The organism is [Clostridium] ultunense DSM 10521 (assembly GCF_000511955.1).
In the GTDB taxonomy this organism is placed as follows: Bacteria; Bacillota; Clostridia; order Tissierellales; family Tepidimicrobiaceae; genus Schnuerera; species Schnuerera ultunensis.
Genome location: NZ_AZSU01000001.1, coordinates 270,888 through 292,936, shown reverse-complemented (window position 1 = coordinate 292,936; position 22,049 = coordinate 270,888). Strand labels below are relative to the sequence as shown.

Below are 22,049 nucleotides of genomic sequence, written 5' to 3'. Positions count from 1 at the left end.
TCTTTATCAAAAGAGTAACCAGGAATTGGTCTTACCGCCTTTATTTATTTTTGTATCTTCATTCATATCTTCAGTTTTAGTTCTTTTTTTAATATTGTAATAATAGGTAGACCTACTTAATCCAAGAATTTTAAGGACAGTAACTGCAGTATATCCTAAATCAATCCATTTCTTCGCAATATTAACTTTATCTTCTATTGTGGGTTCGTTTTTTTTAAAAGGTCTTTAAGAATGGCAATTTCTAAATCTTTTTCGCCTAATAATTTTTTTAATTGCTCATTTTCTTCTTCTAGGGATTTAGCATTAATATTATTGGAATAATTATAATTTGGAATTAGTCCATTTTCTTTCTTTGACTCCCTAACCCAGCGGGTAACAGTTCCAGGGACTAAATCGTGTCTTCTGGCAACTAATGTAGCATTACCAGTTTCTTCTACTTCCTTAATAATTTGACGTTTAAATTCTTCTGGATATCTTTTACCTTTACCTCTCAATTTAGACAACCTCCCATTAATTTTTATTTTACTAAATTAGTGTGCGATTGTCCAAATAGGTTAGGGGGCTTAATAGATATACTCGTATGTATTATACCATAATTTACAACTTAATAATATGCTTAATTCTAACTTCTAATGCTAAAAAATCTAGAGAAGTCAAACATTTGTAACATGACCTCTGAAAAGTTCTCTCTGAATAATGCTGTGATTTTTTCAAATTGCTGATAATTATTTTTAATATCATCCTAAGCAGCATTTTTAGAGTAATATTATTCAACTATTTCATTTGGTGTTTTAAAATTTAATATTTTTCTTGCTATATTATTATATCTATTACTATATCTCCTGATTCTTTGGTGTATTTAATTTCATTTTTCTTATTTACCTGCACATGGAATTATAGGTTCTTGTATAGCCTGCATCTTTTAGCTTACGATATACTTGCGCCAGGCTCTCATGGCGGTGATAACGGTGCTTTTGTCATATTAAGGTCAATTCCTCCTGTGTATGTTGATTAGAATGGGAATAAGGTCTTCTAGTTGTTTTTGCATTGTTATCATGTTTAATTGCATATTTAACTACCCTTTGATGAAACCTCATCTCTTCTGTTTCCGAAGGTGTCGAAGATTTAATTGTTTTCATAAGAAAGGATGCCACTGACATGACTACAAAGGATATATCAGAACAAATTAAAAATCTATATGATGTTGATGTATCTGCTGATATGGTTTCAAATATACCTAATAGAACTATTCCAGTAGTAACAGAATAGCAAATAGACCACTTGAAAGTATCTATTCATTCATATTTATGGATGCCATTCATTACAAGGTATGAGAGAAAAACAAGGGCATAAGCGCTCTAATACAATTAACAGCTGGGAAGAAAACTGGGATAATCTAATAAATTTTCTTGCATTTCCAGACTTTATTAGAAAGATTATGTATACTACAAATGTCATAGAAAGTTTACACTGTCAATTTAAAAAAGTAACAAAAACAAAATTAATATTTCCTAATGATTAAAGTTTATTGAAAATGTTGTATTTGCAACTGAAAAAGTTAGCAAAAGTGGACCAAAACGTATCCAAACTGGGATTTAGTAATAAGTTAGTTAAAGATACTATTTGCAGAAGTATTAAACAAAGGGGCATAGCTTGGAGACTCTGTCCTCAAACTCCTAAGGTTTAACGCCTTGTTTCTGACAGGAACGGATAGATAAAAACGGATATTTTATCTAAACCATCCGTTCCTGTATAGAAATCCAATAACCGCGCAGGTTACTCCTCAGTATTGCCTTATCCTGTTATTGGGTAAGATCAAGCATATTATTGCAAGTACAGGAAATAATATACTATATCAAATGCCCCCTGAAAGATTAATTATCGACCAAATATTACATTTTATAACTTCGTATTCTAATGCCAATTATTATCTAAAGAATGAAAATATACAAAATTATTTACACAGCCACTATTCCCTATTTTCTAACGCTTTTTTCGCTTTTTCTAGCTCACTTTTGGCCTGTTCTATTAAATCAGGGCAATTTATAAGATCATATACTGACATAGCAAGCAGTGAGGCACCAATTACCAAAGATTTACGAGCCTTTTCTGTCTTTCCAGCATCAACCCATTCCTGAGTATGAGATGGAGCATCACAATAATCTGTATATATCACTACAGAAGGTATTATCCATGAAACATTTCCAAAATCTGTAGATCCTCCTCCGCTAGAATCTTTGCTCCAATCTATATCATCTAATTTCATTTTCACTGCATTATTCAATACTGTTTTTCTTAACACTGGAATAGGTATGATATTGTGAAATGGTAAATTATATTTAACATCATATGTGGTCTCCGTCATTAGGACAGCACCCTTAATAATCTTTTCAAACCGCTTAACCATATTTTCAAGATATATCTTATCAGGAGCACGAAGGGTATATGCTGCTTTTGCAATCTCATGGACAATATTACTTGGCCCTGTGCTCTCTTTAATTGTATAATGTATTCTACATCCATCTTTAATATGCTCACGCAAATATTCTAATCCATTAAATGATAAGACCATTGCATCAAGAGCACTCCGTCCAAGTTCAGGTGATTCTGATGCATGTGACGGTTTCCCATGAAAAGTAACATATATAGACTGTAAAGCCTTGGAACTAGTAGGTACCCTTGTGGCACCGGCAGAATGATATGCAAAGGCCACATCTAGTTCCTTAAAACAACCGGTTTTAGCCATTATTAATTTACCACCTGTAGTTTCTTCTGCTGGAGTACCATATATAACTAACTTATATGGTTTATCCTGAATATTTTTTCGCACTGCAAGTGCTGCCCCTATGCAGATTGGTGTCTGTAGATGATGCCCACAACCATGTCCTAGATCCTTAAGGGCATCATATTCACCTAAAAATCCTATAACTGGACCTCCTGTTCCATTCTCCCATTCTGCACGAAATGCTGTTGGCAATCCTGCCACGCCAGTTTCAACAGTAAATCCCTGTTTTCTAAGATAATTTGTCAATAACTCCGCTGCTTTATATTCCTCATAGTTATACTCAGGATTATCAAATATAAAACTTGCAAGTTCAAATAATTCCTCATTCATTTCTTCTACATCATGGCATAACATTTTCTTCATCTCATCCATTGCCCTACCTCCTTCTTGCATCCTGTATTATAAACGAAACTTATAGAAAAATCACAATTTCTATCAGCTCAACATAGATATATGTCTAATAACAAATATTGAAATCAAATCTCATGAACCCTATGGCAAGCAACAAAATGATTATTTCCCATATCAGACAATCCAATATCAGTTTTGCATATTTCTTTTGCATGAGAACATCTTGTATGGAATCTACAACCCTTAGGTGGATCTATAGGACTAGGTATGTCACCTTCCAAGATTATTCGATTTTTACTACTCTGACCAATTAGTGGTATTGCTGACAACAATGCTTTGGTATAGGGGTGAAGTGGATTGGTGAATATGTCATCAGTGGTTCCAATTTCAACTATATGTCCTAGATACATTATAGCTACACGATTACAGATATGTTCTACAACAGATAAATCATGACTTATAAATAAATATGTTAGTTTCAATTCTTCCTGAAGCTCTTTCAGCAAATTTAGCACCTGAGCTCTAACTGAAACATCAAGGGCAGATACTGGCTCATCACATATAAGTAAACTGGGGTTAGTAGCCAATGCACGGGCTATTACTATTCTTTGACGCTGACCACCTGAAAACTCGTGGGGATAACGCTCAACATATGAACTGTCTAAGCCTACCATTTCCATTAATTCCAATACACGTTCTCTACGCTTACCTTTATCCTTTATAAGCCCATTAATCTTAAGAGGTTCAGCAATAATTTGACCTACCTTCATTCTTGGATGCAAGGAACTGTAAGGATCCTGAAATACTATCTGCATATACCTTCGTGCCTTACGTAATTCATTTTTGTCCATTTGAAGCAAATTTTTTCCCTTATATTCGATAATACCATCAGTAGGTTCAATAAGCCTTAGCAAAGTACGGGCTAGTGTAGATTTGCCACAACCAGACTCACCTACTATACCTAAGGTTTCACCACTGTAAACTTCTAAACTCACCTTGTCTAAAGCCCTAACATATTTTTGTTCTTCAAAAAACCACTTTTTTATAGGAAACCATTTTGTCACATTTCTTGCCCTTAGAAGGGTATCCGTTTCTTTATACTCTTGATATTCTTGATACTCCATTGATTTCCCCTCCTTAATCTTGATAACGGAAGCATTTTACGGTGTGTTTTTCATCCAACCGTACCATATCTGGCTTTTCAGCATGGCAACGTTCTTTGGCATACTTACAACGTTCTACGAATACGCAACCTGTAGGAAATTGCCCAGCAGGTGGAACCATGCCTGGTATAACGTATAGCTTATCTTTCCTTTGTCCAATCCGAGGCAATGCTGATAATAACCCTTCTGTGTACGGATGTTTAGGATTAGAAAACAACTCAGAAACAGGTCCTTCCTCCATGATTTCGCCACAATAGAACACTATAGCTCTCTCGCACATTTCTGATACTACTCCAAGATCATGTGTAATAAATAAAATGGACGTACCTAACTCGTCACGCAAATTACGCATAAGATCTAGAACTTGTGCCTGTATGGTAACATCCAAAGCAGTCGTTGGTTCATCTGCAATAAGAAGCTTTGGTTGACAAGCCAGTGCCATAGCTATCATAACCCTCTGCCTCATGCCGCCAGACATCTGGTGTGGATAATCCTTTACACGTTTTTCAGGCATTGGTATATTAACCATACGTAGTGCCTCAACAGTTTGCTTACGTGCCTCTTGTCTTGACATACCTTGATGTAGCATAAATACTTCTTCAAGTTGGTTTCCAACTGTAAAAACAGGGTTAAGGCTAGTCATAGGATCTTGGAATATCATAGAAATTTCATTCCCACGTACATTCTGCATTTCTTTTTTTGAAAATAATAGCAAATCTTTGCCACAAAACTCTATACTTCCCTCTATACGGGCAGGTGGGGATTTCAAAAGACGCATTATACACATTGCCGTCATACTCTTGCCACAACCAGATTCTCCTACTATGCCTAAGGTCTCGCCTTTTTTGACATCAAATGATATTCCATTCAATATCTGTGTTGTGCCATAATCACCATCAAAAAATAGTTTTAGATCACGAATTTTAAGAATCATTTCTGCCTTTGTTTCATTCATTATATCATCTCCCCTCCTATCTTAACTTTGGATCTAGTACATCTCTCACGCCATCACCAAGTATACAAAACGTAAGTACAGTTATGATTATGGCGAAACCTGGATATGCACAAATATAGGGATGAGTCATAACCAAGCCTTTACCCTCGCTGATTATACCACCCCAACTTGGTATCCTTGGATCAAGGCCTGCACCAAGAAAGCTCAGTGATGCTTCAGTAAGTATTGTGCTTCCCAGGCCATTCGTGAAACGTATTATCAAGGGTGACAAACACTGTGGCAACACATATTTAAATATTATACGTAAATTTGATGCACCCATTGCCCTTGCGCTTTCGATATACTCTATTTGCTTTATGGAAAGAACCTGACTACGCACGAGTCTTGCAATCCCTGGTAAATTAACTATTGTTATACTTATGATTATATTAATGGCACCTCTGCCAAGTACAGATACAAGTACTATCGCAAGTAATATCATTGGTAATGCACTAATGCCCTCCATAATTCGCATAATCACTTTATCAATTTTTTTATAAAAACCTGCTAACAAACCAATTATAGTACCTATAATAATGGAAAGTATGTTTACAGATGCACTTACTAAAAGGGATACGCGAGTACCATGTACTACACGGGAGAAAATATCACGGCCATAGATATCTGTACCCATAATATGTTCCTCATTTGGCCTAATCTTGGCATTGTACATGTCTATGGCATAAGGATCGTGTGTTGCTATCTTATTAGCAAATAATGCAACTAGTACAATCAAGAAAAGTACTGTACCAGCAATAATAATTCTTCCGTAACGCCTTAAAAATGCACTAGGTTTCATCCTTCTCTTCTCCATACTGTTACAAACCTCCTCAGTCAAGCTCAATACGTGGATCAAGATATTTGTAGATGATATCTACAATAATATTAACAAATACAAACACTAAGGCCATGTACAAAATAATCGCTTGCTCTTGCGCATAGTCACGTCTCATTAGGGAATCATACGCTAATTTGCCCATGCCTGGAATATTAAACACTGTTTCTATTACTACTGCACCGCCTAGCATGCTCACCATTGAAAATCCAATCTGTGTTACTACAGGAGATAGTGAATTTTTTAAAGCATGCTTGTAAAATACTTTGTTTACTGGAAGGCCCTTTGCTCGTGCAGTCTTGATATAGTCATTGTTCAATACATCAAGCATTGCAGATCTGGTATAACGCGCAATACTAGCAACAGACTGTAATCCTAAGGCAATAGAAGGCATACTCACATAATACAGTGCAGTCTTAAGACCAACTTCTTGGATCTCCTTATATCCTTGTACAGGAAACCACCTGAGCTTTACCCCAAACAAAAATACCATCATGATACCAAGCCAAAACATGGGTATAGACAAACCAAATACTGATGCTGTAGTCAGCGTATAATCAAGAAACGTATTTCTATAGCGTGCTGCAAGTATCCCTAATGGAACACCTAAAAATATAGATATAAGGGTACTGTAAATAACAATAAGCACTGTAGGTTCAAGTCGATCCTTGATGTTTTTAAACACAGATTCATTGTTGTAATAGGAATTCCCCCAATTGCCAGTCAGTATATCCTTTACATAATTAACATACTGTACCAACAGAGGTTCGTTAAGACCCATCTTTTCACGAAGAATTTCAACATCTTTTGAATTTGCTTCATCACCAAGTATCAAAATAGCTGGATCTCCAGGAATGACACGCATAATGAAAAATACAAAAGTTATAACTACCAGAATAACAGGAATAGAAGATAAAATTCTCTTAATAATAAACTTAAGCAAAGAAATTACCACCCTTCTTATAGACAAACTAAATTGCAGCAGAGGACGAAAGTCCTCTCCTGCATTATAGCCATGAAACTAATGAAATCATTTTAATATTTTACTTAGTGAAGTAGCTATTCCAATAATAAGCAATTGATCCCTCATAATTATGTTCTAGTTCTGGTACAGAATATGAAATGGTCATCTTCTCACCAAAATCAATCCATGGCACTTCCTCTGCGGCCAGCTTACAGAATTCTTCATATGCTTCAATACTCTCTTGGGAACCCACTTTTGTAGAATACATGATATCGAGAAGTTTAGTCCTCTCTTCGTTATCCCACCAACCACCGGATGTACCAGTCACAAAGGAAGTCTGATCAGTAGGTACTAAGCTTTTTTGAGTTTCCCAAGCTCCTATATCATGCCCAGTTGTTGGGTCTCCTCTCATAGTACTATGGGAACCGCTGTCCACAAGCATTATCTCTGCATTGATACCTACATCATTAAGCATCTGTACACCTACAACAGCAGCTTTATAGAAGGATGCACTTTGTGAACATAACCATTTGATTGTCTCACCATTATAGTTAGATGCTTCAAGATACTTCTTAGCAAGCTCCTTATCCGCTATATTCCACTCGGTATTTGCTAAAATATCATTAAAATACACACTATCACGAAATACTGGGCTAGGTACTAGAGTATAACCTTTTTCATCATTTTCCATTATAGAAAGCATTATAGCCTCCATATCTAATGCAGCCCTTACAGCCTTACGGAAATTCTTATCATATACAGGATTATCAGAGTTAGACTCGTGAAGGTTGAAGAAGATTGCTGGTGTCCAACCATTTTCAAGATATATCTTTTTTAAACCAACCTTTTCTGCTTCCTCTTGCATGTCACTGATAATAGAACCTAAATGATAATCCCCTGCAATCATACCAGCAGTTCTTGATGTAGCGTCAACGTTGACAGAGAAAATAATAGTATCACAATAGCCATAACGTGGTGCTGCAGGACCAGTACCATCACTTTCAACAGGAACATATTTATCGTTTCTTGTCAATACAATCTCTGTATCAGGCTCAAACTTCGTAAGTGTATAACATCCACTACCAATAACTTGGGAAAGTTCTGTAATTTCTCCATCTTCGCCAAGTTCATCTATAAGACTCTTCTGCATAATATACACTGGCCCTCTTACGTCTGAAAGTAGATACATTGTATTAGAATTATACTCACTGAATGTATAGGTAACACTATCATCTTCAATTTTAGTATCAACAATTAAATCGATAAAGGCTTCCTTAAAAGCAGAATGATATTTACCTGCCCTCTCTATGGATGATACAACATCTTCAATGGTAACAGGAGCACCATCGGAAAAATACCTATCTGGTAACATAGTAAGTTTTAAGGTAAGACCGTCATCAGAATACTCATAATCACATGTAAGGGGATAAATCTCGCCACTGTCAGAAGTTACGAGAGCAGTTTCATATACATTTTGTGCCCATTGAAAGTTTGCCATAAGTCCATTTGTCTGATGAGCATCCATTGTTGTGGCAACTGCACTTGTACTGATTATTAAATCTCCATGGTAACGCTCTGGAAATTTAAAATCCTCAGTACTCGCCATTATTTCAGTATCATTTGGAGATGTTTTTGTCTCCTCTGTGTTGCCCTTGCAACCTGTAAAAGCTACAAGAACAACCATCATTAAAGTAATCAACTTCATTAATTTTGATTTCACTTTTTTCCCTCCCAATTTTATTTTTTCGTTAAACTTTAACCCTATCAAGAAATTTACTTCTCCTTTGTTGTATGATACTCGAATATCCTTTAGCAATTTGACATCTATATTCCATTTGAAGTCTTTATTATTATTTTGACTTTAGGCAATCTTCTGTTAATTTTAATTTTAACAAATTGTTTGAAATTTGTCTAAATAAGGTGAGTTATGTAATAATGTTTATTCAAATATCTAAACGAAAATATAACGATAAACCTTATGGGACCAAAATATACTCAAGTGTATATAATGATCATTAGTTGATCTATTATTCGAAAAGAAAATCAACAAATAGCAAACTATTATAGTTTTATAACTTTAATTGCAAATATTAATTTCTCCTTATTTATTTTTTGTTTAAAAAGTATTCAATTGTGGACCTATATAATGCCCTTTCAAAGATATTGTCACTTTCTTCATTAATATCATCTAAATCTTTTGTTAATAAAACATTAAAATAATCTCTTATCATGTTTTCATAATATGCCAATGATTTTTTTGGATTAACACTAGGCCAAGCATCACAACTTACGGTAATTCTTCTATTTGTCTTGTCAACAAAATCTGGTAATTCATCATATAGTTCATCGTCAGGATATATTATCTTATGAGCCGGTGTACCCCTAACTGTTCCTTCCAGAGCCCTTACTAAAGGTGGATCAACACTGGTATCATATCTATCTGCTGAAAGATCTAGTATAACGGCATTTTCTGGTAGATAACCCAATATTTCATTTCTAATTATGTGTTTAGAATAATCCGGTCGTTTTGTAGCGTCTATTAATATATTAGTTTTTTTCAAAATCTCTTTTAATATTTTTTCATCGTTTGTAATAGTCCTTGTCAATGCCTGGCCTATTACACCAGGAATGCCCTTTCCTAGAAATTCCCTATCTCCCAATACTTCAACTGATTTAATGCAACCTTGTGCTACACCACCTGCCCCTAAAATTGAAACTATCAAAGGTTCTCTGTCTTTAGAATAGAAATCTGGCATGGTTTCTTTTAACACATCAAATGCAATTTCACACCCACCGTATGCAGTGCCATAATAATCAACAAACATTCTCAATCCGTAATCATCAACTACGGAATCCATAGAGAAACTCTTTATACCCTTTCTTTTAATCAACTGAACCATTTTAGGGCGTGTATCATAGTGGATCATAGTAAATAAAGAGGAATTTTCCTTTAACTTTTCTAGGTTCTCTAAATCTGGGTTTTTTATTGAGACTAACATATCTTTTTTATATACTTCATCTAAAGGCACAAACTTAATCCTAGAGTTCTCTTTAATATAATCTTCTTTTGTAAAGCCTAATCTCTCTCCATATCCCTTCTCTAAAAACAAATTTAAATGTTTAAATTTGTTAAGATATTTAAATAATGCGGGAGTAAATTCCCTTATATCTCCAGGGAAATTATGTATCACTGGAAAACCTATTTCTTTTACAATCATGCAAGCACCTCCAGAATGTTTTTTCATATATATTAAATGCAATAATAATGCCATGTTTATTATGGTGCAAAATGTGCAACTTTCAGTTTTCTTAACCTATTTTTTGTCCTACTTTTGCAACATATTCTATTTTTGCAACATTTGTGACTAAAAAAGAGGAGTTTGAATACTAGTATAGAATATATATTTAAAGAAAATTATAAAGAAGGTGAATGTATGGATATAAAGTTTGAAACAAAGGAAGAGTTTTTTTCTAGCATAGATTTAAATAAGAATATACTAACAGATGAGGATGTGGAAATTTATGGTTATATAAGAGAAAATTATAAAAAAGTCTCTTTTATGAATATTGATGAAATATGTGCGGAACTAGATTTAGATGAAAAATCCATCAATAGTTTTTCTTCGAAAGTAGGATTTAGTGATTATGAGGGTCTTAGAAATAATTTAAGACAAATTATTATGGCCCAATTAAAGTCTACTGAAAGATTTAAAATCTCCATGGATTTAAAAAAGATTGATATTAATAGGATTGCAGAAATGGTAATATCTAAGGAAATTAAGAATCTTACCAATTTATTAGGTTCAATAGATGTAGAAACATTAAAAGAAATCATGGAAGAAATTATAAATGCCGAAGATATGATAGTAGTTGCCACTAGGGCTTCTGCCCCTATAGCAATATACGCAGAATATATATTTAACAGAATAGGCAAAAAAACAAGAAAAATCATCTCCGGAGGAACTGAAAATTTTGATGATATAGTTGCCATTGAAAGAAATGCACTTGTTTTAGCATTTGGATTTGCTAGATATCCAAAAGAAACGGTGAGAGCCCTTAATTTCTTTAAAAAGAAGAACTTTAAAATAATATCTATTACTGATAACCTTATGTCTCCTTTAGCTCATTTTTCAAATCTAGTTTTAACAGTTCCCTACGAAAGTGTATCTTTTACAGATTCTTATGCAGTTCCAATTTCTATAGTCAATATATTAGTCATACTACTTAGTCAATATGATGAAGAAAAAACTTTAAAGTATCTTAATGAATTTGAGGATATTGCCAAAGATATGGGATTCTTTTTTTAAACAAATCTGGGGGTGATATACGTGGAAGATTATAATTATAAAAACAATATAGATAAACATGGTTCCATCATTCCTCCAAAGGATTTTTCCCAATTTGAAACAGGCAATATCGTTACGATTAATAAAAACATGTTAAATTTATTAAATTTATGTATAAGAGTTGCAAAAACTAATGCTCCAATAATAGTATACGGCGAATCAGGGGTAGGAAAGGAAATGGTAGCTGAATTGATTCACCAAAATAGTAATAGGACAAACCAACCTTTTGTTAAATTAAATTGTTCTGCAATTCCCGAGAATTTATTAGAATCAGAATTTTTCGGATATGAACCCGGTGCTTTTACTGGTGCTCTCAAGACTGGAAAACAAGGGATTATTGAATTAGCCAATAAAGGAACCCTTCTTTTAGATGAGATAGGTGAAATGCCTGTGAACTTGCAACCTAAATTGCTTAGGTTTCTTCAAAATGGAAAATATACAAAAGTTGGAGGTTATGAAGAACTGTTTTCCGATGTTAGAGTAATATCTGCTACAAATAAATCCTTGGAGCATAGGATTGATGCAGGCCTTTTTAGAGAAGATTTATATTTTAGGCTAAATGTCATACCGATAAATATACCTCCTTTAAGAAAACGAAAAGAAGATATTCCAATACTTGCATTATATTTTTTAGATTATTATAATCAATACTATAATATGGACAAAAAAGTTTCTGTTAAGGTTATGGAAAATTTAATAGATTATGAATGGCCTGGGAATGTTAGGGAATTAAAAAATGTTATTGAAAGGTTGGCTTTAATATCTCTAGATAAAACCATTACAGAAGAAGATTTAACTTATTCATCTTTCGCTACGAAAAAATATAATACTATAGAAAAGAAAAATTATGAACAATCGTATGAATTTGATGAAAAATTATCTTTAAAAGAGATTGTAGCTAATTATGAAATAAAAGTAATATTAAATAGTGTCAAAAGATATGGAAGTATAAGAAAAGCTGCAAGGGTTTTACAAGTTTCTCCATCAACTTTATCTAGAAAAATCTCTACATATTTTGAAAATAATAAAGATTAAAGCCAAAATTATCATGCTGCAACATTGGCTTTTGGGAAACAAGATTCTTTTTTCTGGCAAGAATCAAAATAAGATTTAGGCTAGAAAGGAGAATTTTTTATATCAATATTATCAAAGGAAGTATTAAGAAATAAAATTAATGATAGGATTTTGAAAACAGCAGAAAATCTTCATTCATACTTTAGAGCCAAGGTTTACCTTGGCTCTCTTATTTCTATAATATTTCCTTTAACTTTTCTAAATCGTATTTATCCAATCCTAGAGCTTTCAATGTTCTATTGCTTTCACTTCTGTAATCCCTTTCCATTATTTTGGAAACTATGTTAATTACAGAATTCATTATAGGTGTCTCTACTCTAATATGTTTTGCCAAGTCAGTCATGAATACTAACCCATAACCAACATCTTCGTTGAAATATCTATAATCCAAACCAGATTGAGCCTTTATTCCTTTAAATCCTTTGGCTTTTGAAAATCCCTTATCATAAGTAGCTTCTTGCATATATCCCTGTCTAACTCCTATCTCTGGATCTCTGATTATTTCTACTCCTAATTTTTTGCCTATTTCCAGTCTTTCATCATCTACAGCCTTCATTAGCCTACCAACAGCTTCCGTAACTCCTTCTTCGTAGAAGTAAAAATCGCCATTTGTTCTTTCAATCAACGCTACATTCAATAAGGATACTGAAGGGTGAATAATTGGATTTCCATTTTGTAGCGTTGTTTGAAGTACATTCTTTGCAGGAACTAATGATGGATAAACATCTTTTGTTAAACTGTATACTTTTTCTGTATATTTGCTAGGTACAGCTGATATCAATAAACCATCCTTTAGCTTCAAGAACACATTGATACTTCCTGGCTCTGTAACTCTTACTGCATATGGTAATGTGCTTGTCTCTGCAACTATATAGTCGTCATTTTCCAAACTTACACCTATAGCATTCTTGAATATAATGCTTCCGCCACAGGAGCTTGGACATACTATGACTATTTGACCTTTTTCTAAATAAGGCTTAACTGCCTTTCCAAAAGGCTCTGTACTATAGGCTGGTCCAACTATAAATATTAAGTCTGCCCCTTCAACAACAGTCTTTATATCAGTACCAGCATATTTTAATTTAGCAAATCCCTCTAGTATTCCAGTGCTTGTTATTCCACCTTTTTCTTCTATAGCCTTTACATTTGTGGAAAACTCCTTAAAATCAAATAAATATACATCATAACCATGTTGAGCTAAATCAAAGGCAATTGCACATCCTCCACTTCCTGAACCTAGTACTGCAACTTTCATTTTGTGACCCCCTTAAATATTTGATATTTTTGAATGTTTTATTACTAATTCCCGATGAAAGCATTAAATTAACTTCTCTAGTTCCATCGAGTAAATATTCCGATTTCTTATCTACCCACATCCTCATTACTTATGAGAATTATTCTTATTTCTTTATTTTAAGTCTATTAGATATTACAATTATTAAATTGTTTTAATATTCATTCTCATAATTAGTTTCACTATTTGATCTCCTATTTATTGTACTACTATCTTTTGATCTTGCAAGATTAATGCCAACAATATAGTTTCTTCTTTTAGAAGATTGTATCAGGTAAAACAAACTGACAAAAATCTGTCAGTTTGTATGGAAATTTTCTATTTAGTTAGGCTTTTATATAAATTCAATATCATACTTACTAAGTTTATAGTGTAATCTTTGTCTAGTTATTTTCAATATGCTTGCAGCCTTAGTTATATTCCTTCGGGACTCTTCTATAGCTTTCATAATCATTTGTTTTTCTATATTCATAATTACTTCATCTAATGACTTTCCAATATATTTTTCTTTAATAGAAATATTTGGTTCCAAATCCCTCTCATTTAAATATACAGGCAAATGACTTATTATTATATCTCCATCTTACTTGTGCAAAATTAATAGAAGATTCTATAATATGTTGCAGTTCTCTTACATTGCCAGACCAAGAATAGTCGAAGATTAATTATTTTACTTCATCAGATACACCATATATATTCTTATTATATTTTTCATTATAAAGGTTAGCAAAATGTTCTACATATGCCATAATATCTTCTTGTCATTCCCTCAAGGGTAATAATCTTATATTCACTACCGATAACCTATAAAATAGGTCTTCTCTTATTTGATCTAACTTTTTCTGCTTTAATTGGGTCTATATTTATAACAGTAATACTCCTTACATCAACGGCTTTTTCTTTATTATCCCCCAATCTACGAACTTTTCCATCTTTAAGGACTCTGAGTAGTTTTGCTTACAAGTTTAGAGGCATAGGTCAAAATCAGAATCAAGTTTTTGTCTTTTAAGTAATTTATAGGGCTATCCACGATGTATCTTATTTTACCATACATGGTATTTTTATTGAAATTAGGTGTAACTTCTGCAATCATAGTTTTAAATTCATCTGTATAGGTATTTCTCTTAGACATTTATGGACACTTCCTTCCTCATTTTTAGTATACAGAAAACCTTATTTTGTGTCCATGGTTATATACTAACATCAATTAGCTACAATGCTCTTCATTACCTACTAACCATCATGACTTGAAGACACAAAGGGGAATGAAAATGTAGTGACTACTAATAATCGTTCCCCTAAATTATGTTGAAGATGTTTATAACTACTATTAAATGGATATCTTAAAAACGGGACAAGAAAAAAGGATGATAATAAGAATGGCGGTTGATCCCCGGGTACTAACCTATCTTGATAGCCCAAGAGTACAAAGGAGTGTTGCATTAGTTTTACTTCTTAGGAATAAAACTGATAGCACGTGTGTGAAATTTTAGATTTTCTCAGGCTATCAATCTTGTCACTAAAACATATTGGAGTGAAGGTAATGGAAGCAATATTAGAAATATGTTGCGGGTTGGATGTTCATAGGGATAACATAGTAGCATGTATCACCAAGGGTGCCTTGAATTGCAAACCAACATCAGAAATAAGGAAGTTTTCAGCTCTTCAGCATGGCTTAAAAAGTCTTAAAGAATGGCTAGAAAAAGAAGATTGCCACCATGTAGCGATGGAAAGTACAGGAGTATATTGGAAACCAGTATATGTAGCNTATTTTTTCATTATAAAGGTTAGCAAAATGTTCTACATATGCCATAATATCTTCTTGTCATTCCCTCAAGGGTAATAATCTTATATTCACTACCGATAACCTATAAAATAGGTCTTCTCTTATTTGATCTAACTTTTTCTGCTTTAATTGGGTCTATATTTATAACAGTAATACTCCTTACATCAACGGCTTTTTCTTTATTATCCCCCAATCTACGAACTTTTCCATCTTTAAGGACTCTGAGTAGTTTTGCTTACAAGTTTAGAGGCATAGGTCAAAATCAGAATCAAGTTTTTGTCTTTTAAGTAATTTATAGGGCTATCCACGATGTATCTTATTTTACCATACATGGTATTTTTATTGAAATTAGGTGTAACTTCTGCAATCATAGTTTTAAATTCATCTGTATAGGTATTTCTCTTAGACATTTATGGACACTTCCTTCCTCATTTTTAGTATACAGAAAACCTTATTTTGTGTCCATGGTTATATACTAACATCAATTAGCTACAATGCTCTTCATTACCTACTAACTTCTAATGGCATTGTAAGCCCCAAGAAGAGGCATAAATCTAAACATCACCATAGACGTAAGAGAAAGAGAAGAATAAGATATGAATTTTAAGTATCTTAACTATTTATTTTTTTTATTTTTACTGATTGAATATTTAAAGGTTCATTATATTCAAAAAACCCACCTATATCCTTAATATCATTTTTTTCTACTATATATGAATCAGACGATAGAAATTGTTCAATGAATGGTAAATCGGGAGTATAATAAAATTCACCACTTGGCTTAAGAGAATCTAATAACTCCATATATTTCCTTGCATAAGCAATATGATTACCATTCTTTTTAAAATGATTCCTTCTAAAATGATTTTTAAATGACAAATGTGATATAATTGTCCCCCAATAATTTGGTTTAAGCTCATATTCAAACCAATCTGCCTTGATTGCATATAATGTATTCTTTATAGTCCTATCAATCCCATATGCCTCCATACCTAACCTTCTAAGGTAATAAACCAACTTTGCATTACTGCCACATCCTAAATCTAGAATAGGTTCCTTTATCTTTTCTAAATTGATATTTAAAATATTTAATTGAAACTCTGCATCATATTCTGAGCAAGGAATAGATATTACAAATTTCTCGTATTTAGGAAATATCCTAAGTTCATCAATTGTTCCTAAAATGCTTCTCAATTTTAACTGATGTTTCATAACAATCCTATTAACGTAATCTAAATTAATTGTTTCATATAAATATAACATCTTAATAATTTTATAAATAAAATCTTCATATAATAGATTTTATTTATTAATTAACAAATTATCTATCTGTACATATTGGTTTAATCCTATTATAGTTTCAACTGTTTTACTAGTGGAATACTCTACTACTTCCCTAGCAAACTCTTCTAATTTTGGATTATTCTTAGGATTAAAAGAATTATTTAGTTCCTTTTTATTATCTATTATAAATTCTACAACATAATCTCCTAAAGGAAAATCATCTTTGAATGATTCATAGAAGATATTCGTACTACTATTTACCTTACTTAGATAATTTATGAAGTTAATTATCTTATTATTTGTAATCATATAGTTCTATCCCTTTCTTATATGCATTAAAGACAAATAAGTCGATACAAAACTCTAAATTATATTTTATTTCCGTATTATACTTAATTTTACTAAAATAAAGGAAGAGTACTTGCCGTTTACAAAGAGTAAATTTGACAATTTAAGATTCAAAAATTGCTTTATCTTTTAACCGCTAAACAATAATTTACATTATCAAAAGCTGTTATAGAGTGCTTTGGATTAGATTGATTATATTTTTTAAAATATTGCTCTGTTATTTCACTTGGTGTTAAATGTTTGTAAATCAAGAAATTGCTGTCACCTAATAACTGCTGCAACTCCACATAAGAGTAGCTTGCAAGCATCTTTTCATTTGCTGCACCAGCCATCGCTGTTTGTTTTTTAACTCGTTCTCCTGCTTTTAAGGTATAAGTATTTTCATCTGGATAATCAAAAACAATACTGCTGCCTTTTGGAACAATACTTGAAATAATATTAATCATCTGAGCAAAAGCTAGCTTAGATAAATAGTAACTTATTCCAAGTAAACTACAGAAGCTAGTTTTATTTTGATCAAATGCTGGACAAGCGATTAAATTGCGTTCCCAATCATCTTCTGTAAAATCTGCTAATATATAATGAAGATTAGAAGGTTTTTCTGCCATTATCGATCGAATACGCTTTTGCTTGTCTGAACTCATAATAGGATGGTCAAGTTCAAAAATTTGGATTTTTGATGCCCACTCTGGCTGACGATATGCAAAAGTATCATATCCAGCAGCAAAAATCAGATATTGCTCTGTTCCAAATCTCACAGCATTTTCAAGTGATCTTTCTGCAAATGCTGCTCTACCAAGTGGAGATGGAGACAACTGATTATCTACAATCCAACGCAAGGCTTCTTCCTGCGTACCCTTGAATGATGGATTGAAAAATTTGATTCCTTTTGACATATTACTTGCAATCTGTTCATATTCACTTTGAGTTAGAATTTCCTTCGCCAAGTAATCGTCAAATACTTTCTCTGTATTGTGTATTGAATGATATGCTCTTGAAAATGCACTTACCAATGCAGTCATACTTATTTGTTCCATTAATTTAATCACCCCTTATATTTAATACCATTTATAGTATTGCCAAAAATATTCTAATATCCTGTAATAGTATAAACTGGATATTCATCTACCTTTTCAAAGCCCAATTTATGTGCAACCCTTTGAGATGGTAAATTATCAATTGTAGTCTCCCACAAAGGCAATAAACTTTTTTTAGTTCACTGCATATTAATTTATAAGAAACAAGTGTCCCGTATCCGTTATTTCTTTCCCCTTTATCAAAAGTATCAAGGTCAATAAAATAATAACTATTATAAATAAATCCATTGTTTGAACATTGAGATATTATATTGCCCTTTTTCTTTAATGTCATACCACAAACTTTCATTTTAGTTTTATCATATTCAACATAATTCTCATACTTTTCAGGAATAATAGGAAAAGTACTCTCACAGATTTCTATACCTTTTGGAACCTTTAAATGAGAAGTAAATGCTATAAATTTCTCTTTATTCAGAACAAATGTATTTTCATAATGCTTACCAAGTTGATAATCATTTAAGGCCTCATTTAACATACTATCCCATTCAGTATTATTATCTGTATAAACCTCAAAGCGTTTCTCTCCCATTGTCTTTATCAAAGGAAGAATTCCATTATTAAAGACATCCCTGATAAAATCCTTATGCTTTAGTGATTGTTCTTTGCGTGAAATATACGACCATCTGGAAATAGCCCAAACTAGAGCAATTTCAGGTTTATCATTATTATCTACAAATACCTTTCCAGGAAAGTTTCTATTTAAAACTGCAAGTGCTGGTATTTGATATTTATTTTTATTAAAAAATTTTTCTATATTTTTAAATTCCTTATGTCCTATTTCAACAAACATACCTTTCAACCCTCATTTCCCTTTAGACTCACATTAAAATTACCCATGTAAACTATAAAATAACCCAAAACTTTTTGTTGTAGATATGTCATTGCTACTCTAGCTGAAAAGTTTTTTCTTCCATTTGATTATTATGTTAATCTTGCCATCGGTTATACTAGCATAAATGTCATGTCCCATTTGTTCAACTAACTCTCTAGTTATAGCCAAGCCTAGTCCAGTACTTTTATCACCTCTTGTCGTATCTGCTGTAAAAAAACGTTCAAATATATGATCAATATCTTCTTTTTTCAAGTTTGGAGCATCATTTGTAAAAGCTGTTATAATACAATCTTCCTCTTCTTTTAAGGTGATGGACATGTACTTATTTCCATATTTTATAGCATTTTCTATTATATTTGAAAAAATCCTTCTCACTGCATTCTCATCAGCAATAATTAATGATATTTTTTCATCAATATCAATAATAGGCTCTATATTTTTATTTATAAAATCCTTATAATATAATGCAATAGAATCATAGAGTGAACTACTTAGATTCACAGATTTTAACTCAAATTTATACTCTTTTGCCTCAAGTCTAGACAGGTCATAAAAGCTTGATATTAATATCTGTAAAGATTCAGCCCGCCTTGTAATTATATCCATATATTCTTTTCTTTCATTGCAGGTTAAATTGTCCTCATCCATAAGCTGCATATATCCAATTATAGATGTAAGAGGTGTACGTAGATCATGGGACATATTGGCAATAGCATGTCTTAGCTCTAAATCCATATTTCTATGTTGAATTTCCGATTTTTGCTTCTCTTCCAAAGTTTTATTTATCTCTAAGACTAGGTTTCTCAAGTTTCTATTAGAAGATGCCATCAATATCTTTGAATTGGTTTTAGTTTTGTTGATTTTACTTAGTTGATCGGTTATATTTTTAACTTCTCTATAATGTAAGGTATAAAAGGTGATAAATATGCCCAATAGTGCAATAGAAAAAAACATAATTAATAATTGCATAGATATCACCCTCTTTCATTTATTTTACTTCTTTCCTGCTAAAATATAATATGCTTAAAATTGTAAACAATATTGTATATCCCATACCCACAATGGCTGCAAAAATCATAGCATCCTTCCCTACCACATCATAACGCAAACTCATTAAATTTGTTGTAATTAAAATCTTATGGATGTACATAAACTTTTCCGACAACAGCCTAGAGAGGATTTGGGTTACCAATCCTGTCATAGTAAATAAAATAGCATATAAAAAAGAAAATATAGTATTATTTTTAAAAACAAGGCTAATAAAAGTTCCTACTGATATGCCACTAATCCATAAAGGTATTGCTGCTAGTATTCTTAGAGAAAAATCTCTAAGAATGTCCATTGAAAAATCTTCTCCTAGCCCAAACAATATTGTTCCACTACCTAAGAATATTGTTAATATAATTAAAGCTGCAACAATAGACAGTATAGCCGTAGCAATTATTTTTGATATTATGATCTTGTTTCTAGGAATACCAAATGATACCACATTCTTTAGTGTTAAATTTTTATTTTCTTCACTTGTTACCATGTCTATCATCATTATAACAAGAAATATGGGTACATTAATAACTTGAATGCCTATGGTCATTACTTCAACTAAACTCATCTGATCAGAAACTGCTGTTATCTTAGTTATGATATTTAATAATAATCCTGCAATAGATATAAGTATTACAAAATTCCAATAATACGGTCTATTTAAATTTCGATAAAGTTCAGCCTTAATATAATTAATCATTATGATCACCTCCAATTAAATCAATAAAATAATTTTCTAAATTTATTCCAGTTTGATTTATGGAGGAGATCATTACATCATTATTTATAAGGGTTTTAGTTACCATTTCTGGAGTATCAACATATTCATATAGTCTAATTTCATTATCGTTTAATACCTCATATTTATTTGTATTTAATCTTTTCTCAATTATAACAGTAGACTTTGCAGCGTCACTTACCTTAAGCGATAGATAACGCCTGCATTTTTCATTTAACTCCTTTGATGAAATTTGTTCTAATATCTTACCATTATGGATAAACCCATAAATTGTTGCTATCTGAGAAAGCTCTCCCAATATATGGCTGGATATAATAATAGTAATATTTCTCTCCCTATTAAGTTTTAGTAGAAGTTCTCTAAACTCTACAATACCTGTAGGATCTAATCCATTTATTGGTTCATCTAATATAAGAAGGTCTGGGCTACCCATTATGGCAAAGGCCAAACCCAATCGTTGTTTCATACCTAAGGAAAAATCTTTAAATTTTTTCTTGCCCGTATCCTGAAGACCAACAATTTTAAGACTATCTTTAACAACCTCTTTATCTACAATCCCTTTTTGTATTCTATAATACTCTAAATTTTTAGTTGCGGATAAATATGGAAAGAAGCTAGGTGCTTCAATTACACATCCTGTTCTCATCCTTGATCTATTTAAACCATAGATTGAAGTTTCCCCAAATAATTCTATTTCACCACTTGTTGGTATTGTAAGGCCACTAATCATTCTAAGCAAAGTAGTTTTACCTGCACCATTCTTACCAACAAGTCCATATATATCCCCTGGTTTCACTTCAATATTTGCATTATCAACTGCTAAATAGCTTTTGTATTTTTTGGTTATATTATTAGTTTTAAGGACTATATCTGCCATTTAAGTTTCCCTCCTTTATCTTGTATGATTCTATATTAAAATATAATCTACAAGATAATATAAAGAAAAACTTAAGAAAGTCTTAAGTTTATTCACTGATTTTAAATCCTATTCCCCATACTGTACGTATATACTCCGTATCTGGATCTACTTTAGCTAATTTGGAGCGGAGATTACTTATATGGACATTGGTTTATAATCTTAAATAAAAATTGATACTCTAAATCCTTATGCAA

The 22,049-nt window shown here is 32.2% G+C and carries 26 protein-coding genes and 2 pseudogenes; 4 read left to right on the top strand and 24 right to left on the bottom strand.

The features are described from left to right. Positions 1-194 precede the first annotated feature (194 nt). Together CUL_RS16460 and CUL_RS19260 are read right to left on the bottom strand one after the other, a co-directional pair. On the bottom strand, positions 195-503 hold the full coding sequence (locus tag CUL_RS16460; protein ID WP_236616414.1) for a transposase: 309 nt from the start codon (positions 501-503) through the stop codon (positions 195-197). Between the two features lie 474 nt (positions 504-977). Next, positions 978-1,139: a hypothetical protein gene (locus CUL_RS19260; protein ID WP_168080238.1), complete on the bottom strand. Its 162-nt coding sequence runs from the start codon at positions 1,137-1,139 to the stop codon at positions 978-980. Between the two features lie 191 nt (positions 1,140-1,330). Between CUL_RS19260 and CUL_RS19845 the strand changes: the two genes are divergently transcribed. After that, positions 1,331-1,522, top strand: a complete 192-nt coding sequence (locus CUL_RS19845) for a transposase (protein ID WP_005587483.1) — start codon at positions 1,331-1,333, stop codon at positions 1,520-1,522. A 447-nt stretch (positions 1,523-1,969) separates the two neighbouring features. Here the strand turns inward: CUL_RS19845 and CUL_RS0101455 are convergent, their stop codons facing one another. The 7 genes from CUL_RS0101455 to CUL_RS0101425 form a co-directional block, all read right to left on the bottom strand. Further along, positions 1,970-3,157 carry a M20 family metallopeptidase gene (locus CUL_RS0101455; protein WP_051403471.1) on the bottom strand — a complete coding sequence of 396 codons (1,188 nt, stop codon included), beginning with the start codon at positions 3,155-3,157 and terminating at the stop codon, positions 1,970-1,972. A gap of 104 nt (positions 3,158-3,261) precedes the next feature. Beyond that, positions 3,262-4,260, bottom strand: coding sequence for an ABC transporter ATP-binding protein (locus CUL_RS0101450; RefSeq protein ID WP_005587486.1), 999 nt, complete (start codon positions 4,258-4,260; stop codon positions 3,262-3,264). Positions 4,261-4,273: 13 nt separating this feature from the next. Next, complete coding sequence (locus CUL_RS16455; RefSeq protein WP_330216551.1) at positions 4,274-5,233, bottom strand: ABC transporter ATP-binding protein; 960 nt, start codon at positions 5,231-5,233, stop codon at positions 4,274-4,276. A 37-nt stretch (positions 5,234-5,270) separates the two neighbouring features. Further along, positions 5,271-6,092: an ABC transporter permease gene (locus CUL_RS0101440; RefSeq protein ID WP_236616413.1), complete on the bottom strand. Its 822-nt coding sequence runs from the start codon at positions 6,090-6,092 to the stop codon at positions 5,271-5,273. Between the two features lie 31 nt (positions 6,093-6,123). After that, entirely contained in the window at positions 6,124-7,071 is a 948-nt protein-coding gene (locus CUL_RS0101435) for an ABC transporter permease (RefSeq protein ID WP_005587489.1), read from the bottom strand. Positions 7,072-7,171: 100 nt separating this feature from the next. Beyond that, a complete protein-coding gene (locus tag CUL_RS0101430; RefSeq protein ID WP_157752603.1) occupies positions 7,172-8,812 on the bottom strand; it encodes an ABC transporter substrate-binding protein in 1,641 nt (546 codons plus the stop codon). A gap of 385 nt (positions 8,813-9,197) precedes the next feature. Beyond that, on the bottom strand, positions 9,198-10,310 hold the full coding sequence (locus CUL_RS0101425) for a Rossmann-fold NAD(P)-binding domain-containing protein (RefSeq protein WP_005587491.1): 1,113 nt from the start codon (positions 10,308-10,310) through the stop codon (positions 9,198-9,200). Between the two features lie 162 nt (positions 10,311-10,472). On the opposite strand from CUL_RS0101425, the gene CUL_RS0101420 reads away from it, so the two are divergent. Beyond that, complete coding sequence (locus CUL_RS0101420) at positions 10,473-11,399, top strand: MurR/RpiR family transcriptional regulator (protein WP_025640298.1); 927 nt, start codon at positions 10,473-10,475, stop codon at positions 11,397-11,399. Between the two features lie 21 nt (positions 11,400-11,420). Further along, positions 11,421-12,473: a sigma-54 interaction domain-containing protein gene (locus CUL_RS0101415; RefSeq protein WP_005587494.1), complete on the top strand. Its 1,053-nt coding sequence runs from the start codon at positions 11,421-11,423 to the stop codon at positions 12,471-12,473. Between the two features lie 214 nt (positions 12,474-12,687). Here the strand turns inward: CUL_RS0101415 and CUL_RS0101410 are convergent, their stop codons facing one another. The 5 genes from CUL_RS0101410 to CUL_RS0101390 form a co-directional block, all read right to left on the bottom strand. Continuing rightward, positions 12,688-13,767, bottom strand: coding sequence for an NAD/NADP-dependent octopine/nopaline dehydrogenase family protein (locus CUL_RS0101410; RefSeq protein WP_005587495.1), 1,080 nt, complete (start codon positions 13,765-13,767; stop codon positions 12,688-12,690). 373 nt (positions 13,768-14,140) lie between these two features. Continuing rightward, positions 14,141-14,338 carry a helix-turn-helix domain-containing protein gene (locus CUL_RS0101405; RefSeq protein WP_157752602.1) on the bottom strand — a complete coding sequence of 66 codons (198 nt, stop codon included), beginning with the start codon at positions 14,336-14,338 and terminating at the stop codon, positions 14,141-14,143. A gap of 7 nt (positions 14,339-14,345) precedes the next feature. Continuing rightward, the gene (locus tag CUL_RS20285) at positions 14,346-14,468 is read right to left on the bottom strand and encodes an AAA-type ATPase lid domain-containing protein (protein ID WP_456243146.1); all 123 of its coding nucleotides are present in this window, start codon (positions 14,466-14,468) and stop codon (positions 14,346-14,348) included. Positions 14,469-14,610: 142 nt separating this feature from the next. Further along, positions 14,611-14,721: a hypothetical protein gene (locus CUL_RS18780; RefSeq protein ID WP_109840408.1), complete on the bottom strand. Its 111-nt coding sequence runs from the start codon at positions 14,719-14,721 to the stop codon at positions 14,611-14,613. Positions 14,722-14,740: 19 nt separating this feature from the next. Then, on the bottom strand, positions 14,741-14,938 hold the full coding sequence (locus tag CUL_RS0101390) for a hypothetical protein (protein ID WP_025640295.1): 198 nt from the start codon (positions 14,936-14,938) through the stop codon (positions 14,741-14,743). A 411-nt stretch (positions 14,939-15,349) separates the two neighbouring features. On the opposite strand from CUL_RS0101390, the pseudogene CUL_RS0101385 reads away from it, so the two are divergent. Beyond that, positions 15,350-15,568, top strand: a pseudogene (locus CUL_RS0101385) (IS110 family transposase); the annotation flags it as partial. Between the two features lie 106 nt (positions 15,569-15,674). On the opposite strand, the gene CUL_RS18775 reads toward CUL_RS0101385, so the two are convergent. The 10 genes and pseudogenes from CUL_RS18775 to CUL_RS18210 all read right to left on the bottom strand — a co-directional run bounded on the left by CUL_RS18775 (position 15,675) and on the right by CUL_RS18210 (position 21,994). Then, positions 15,675-15,785, bottom strand: a complete 111-nt coding sequence (locus tag CUL_RS18775) for a hypothetical protein (protein WP_109840408.1) — start codon at positions 15,783-15,785, stop codon at positions 15,675-15,677. A gap of 19 nt (positions 15,786-15,804) precedes the next feature. Next, positions 15,805-16,002: a hypothetical protein gene (locus CUL_RS0101375; RefSeq protein WP_025640295.1), complete on the bottom strand. Its 198-nt coding sequence runs from the start codon at positions 16,000-16,002 to the stop codon at positions 15,805-15,807. Positions 16,003-16,204: 202 nt separating this feature from the next. Beyond that, positions 16,205-16,804: a class I SAM-dependent methyltransferase gene (locus tag CUL_RS16450; RefSeq protein ID WP_025640294.1), complete on the bottom strand. Its 600-nt coding sequence runs from the start codon at positions 16,802-16,804 to the stop codon at positions 16,205-16,207. Positions 16,805-16,894: 90 nt separating this feature from the next. After that, positions 16,895-17,185, bottom strand: coding sequence for a hypothetical protein (locus CUL_RS0101365; RefSeq protein ID WP_025640293.1), 291 nt, complete (start codon positions 17,183-17,185; stop codon positions 16,895-16,897). A 161-nt stretch (positions 17,186-17,346) separates the two neighbouring features. Continuing rightward, complete coding sequence (locus tag CUL_RS0101360; RefSeq protein ID WP_025640292.1) at positions 17,347-18,261, bottom strand: class I SAM-dependent methyltransferase; 915 nt, start codon at positions 18,259-18,261, stop codon at positions 17,347-17,349. A gap of 53 nt (positions 18,262-18,314) precedes the next feature. Then, a pseudogene (locus CUL_RS0101355) lies at positions 18,315-19,114 on the bottom strand (GNAT family N-acetyltransferase). Positions 19,115-19,213: 99 nt separating this feature from the next. Beyond that, on the bottom strand, positions 19,214-20,125 hold the full coding sequence (locus CUL_RS0101350) for a sensor histidine kinase (RefSeq protein ID WP_025640290.1): 912 nt from the start codon (positions 20,123-20,125) through the stop codon (positions 19,214-19,216). 19 nt (positions 20,126-20,144) lie between these two features. Further along, positions 20,145-20,897 (bottom strand): DUF2705 family protein, encoded by a 753-nt coding sequence (locus tag CUL_RS0101345; protein ID WP_025640289.1) that lies wholly within the window; start codon positions 20,895-20,897, stop codon positions 20,145-20,147. Beyond that, on the bottom strand, positions 20,890-21,813 hold the full coding sequence (locus CUL_RS0101340) for an ATP-binding cassette domain-containing protein (protein WP_025640288.1): 924 nt from the start codon (positions 21,811-21,813) through the stop codon (positions 20,890-20,892). The genes CUL_RS0101345 and CUL_RS0101340 overlap by 8 nt, the downstream gene beginning before the upstream one ends. Positions 21,814-21,901: 88 nt before the next feature. After that, positions 21,902-21,994 carry a helix-turn-helix domain-containing protein gene (locus tag CUL_RS18210; RefSeq protein ID WP_236616421.1) on the bottom strand — a complete coding sequence of 31 codons (93 nt, stop codon included), beginning with the start codon at positions 21,992-21,994 and terminating at the stop codon, positions 21,902-21,904. Positions 21,995-22,049: the final 55 nt, after the last annotated feature.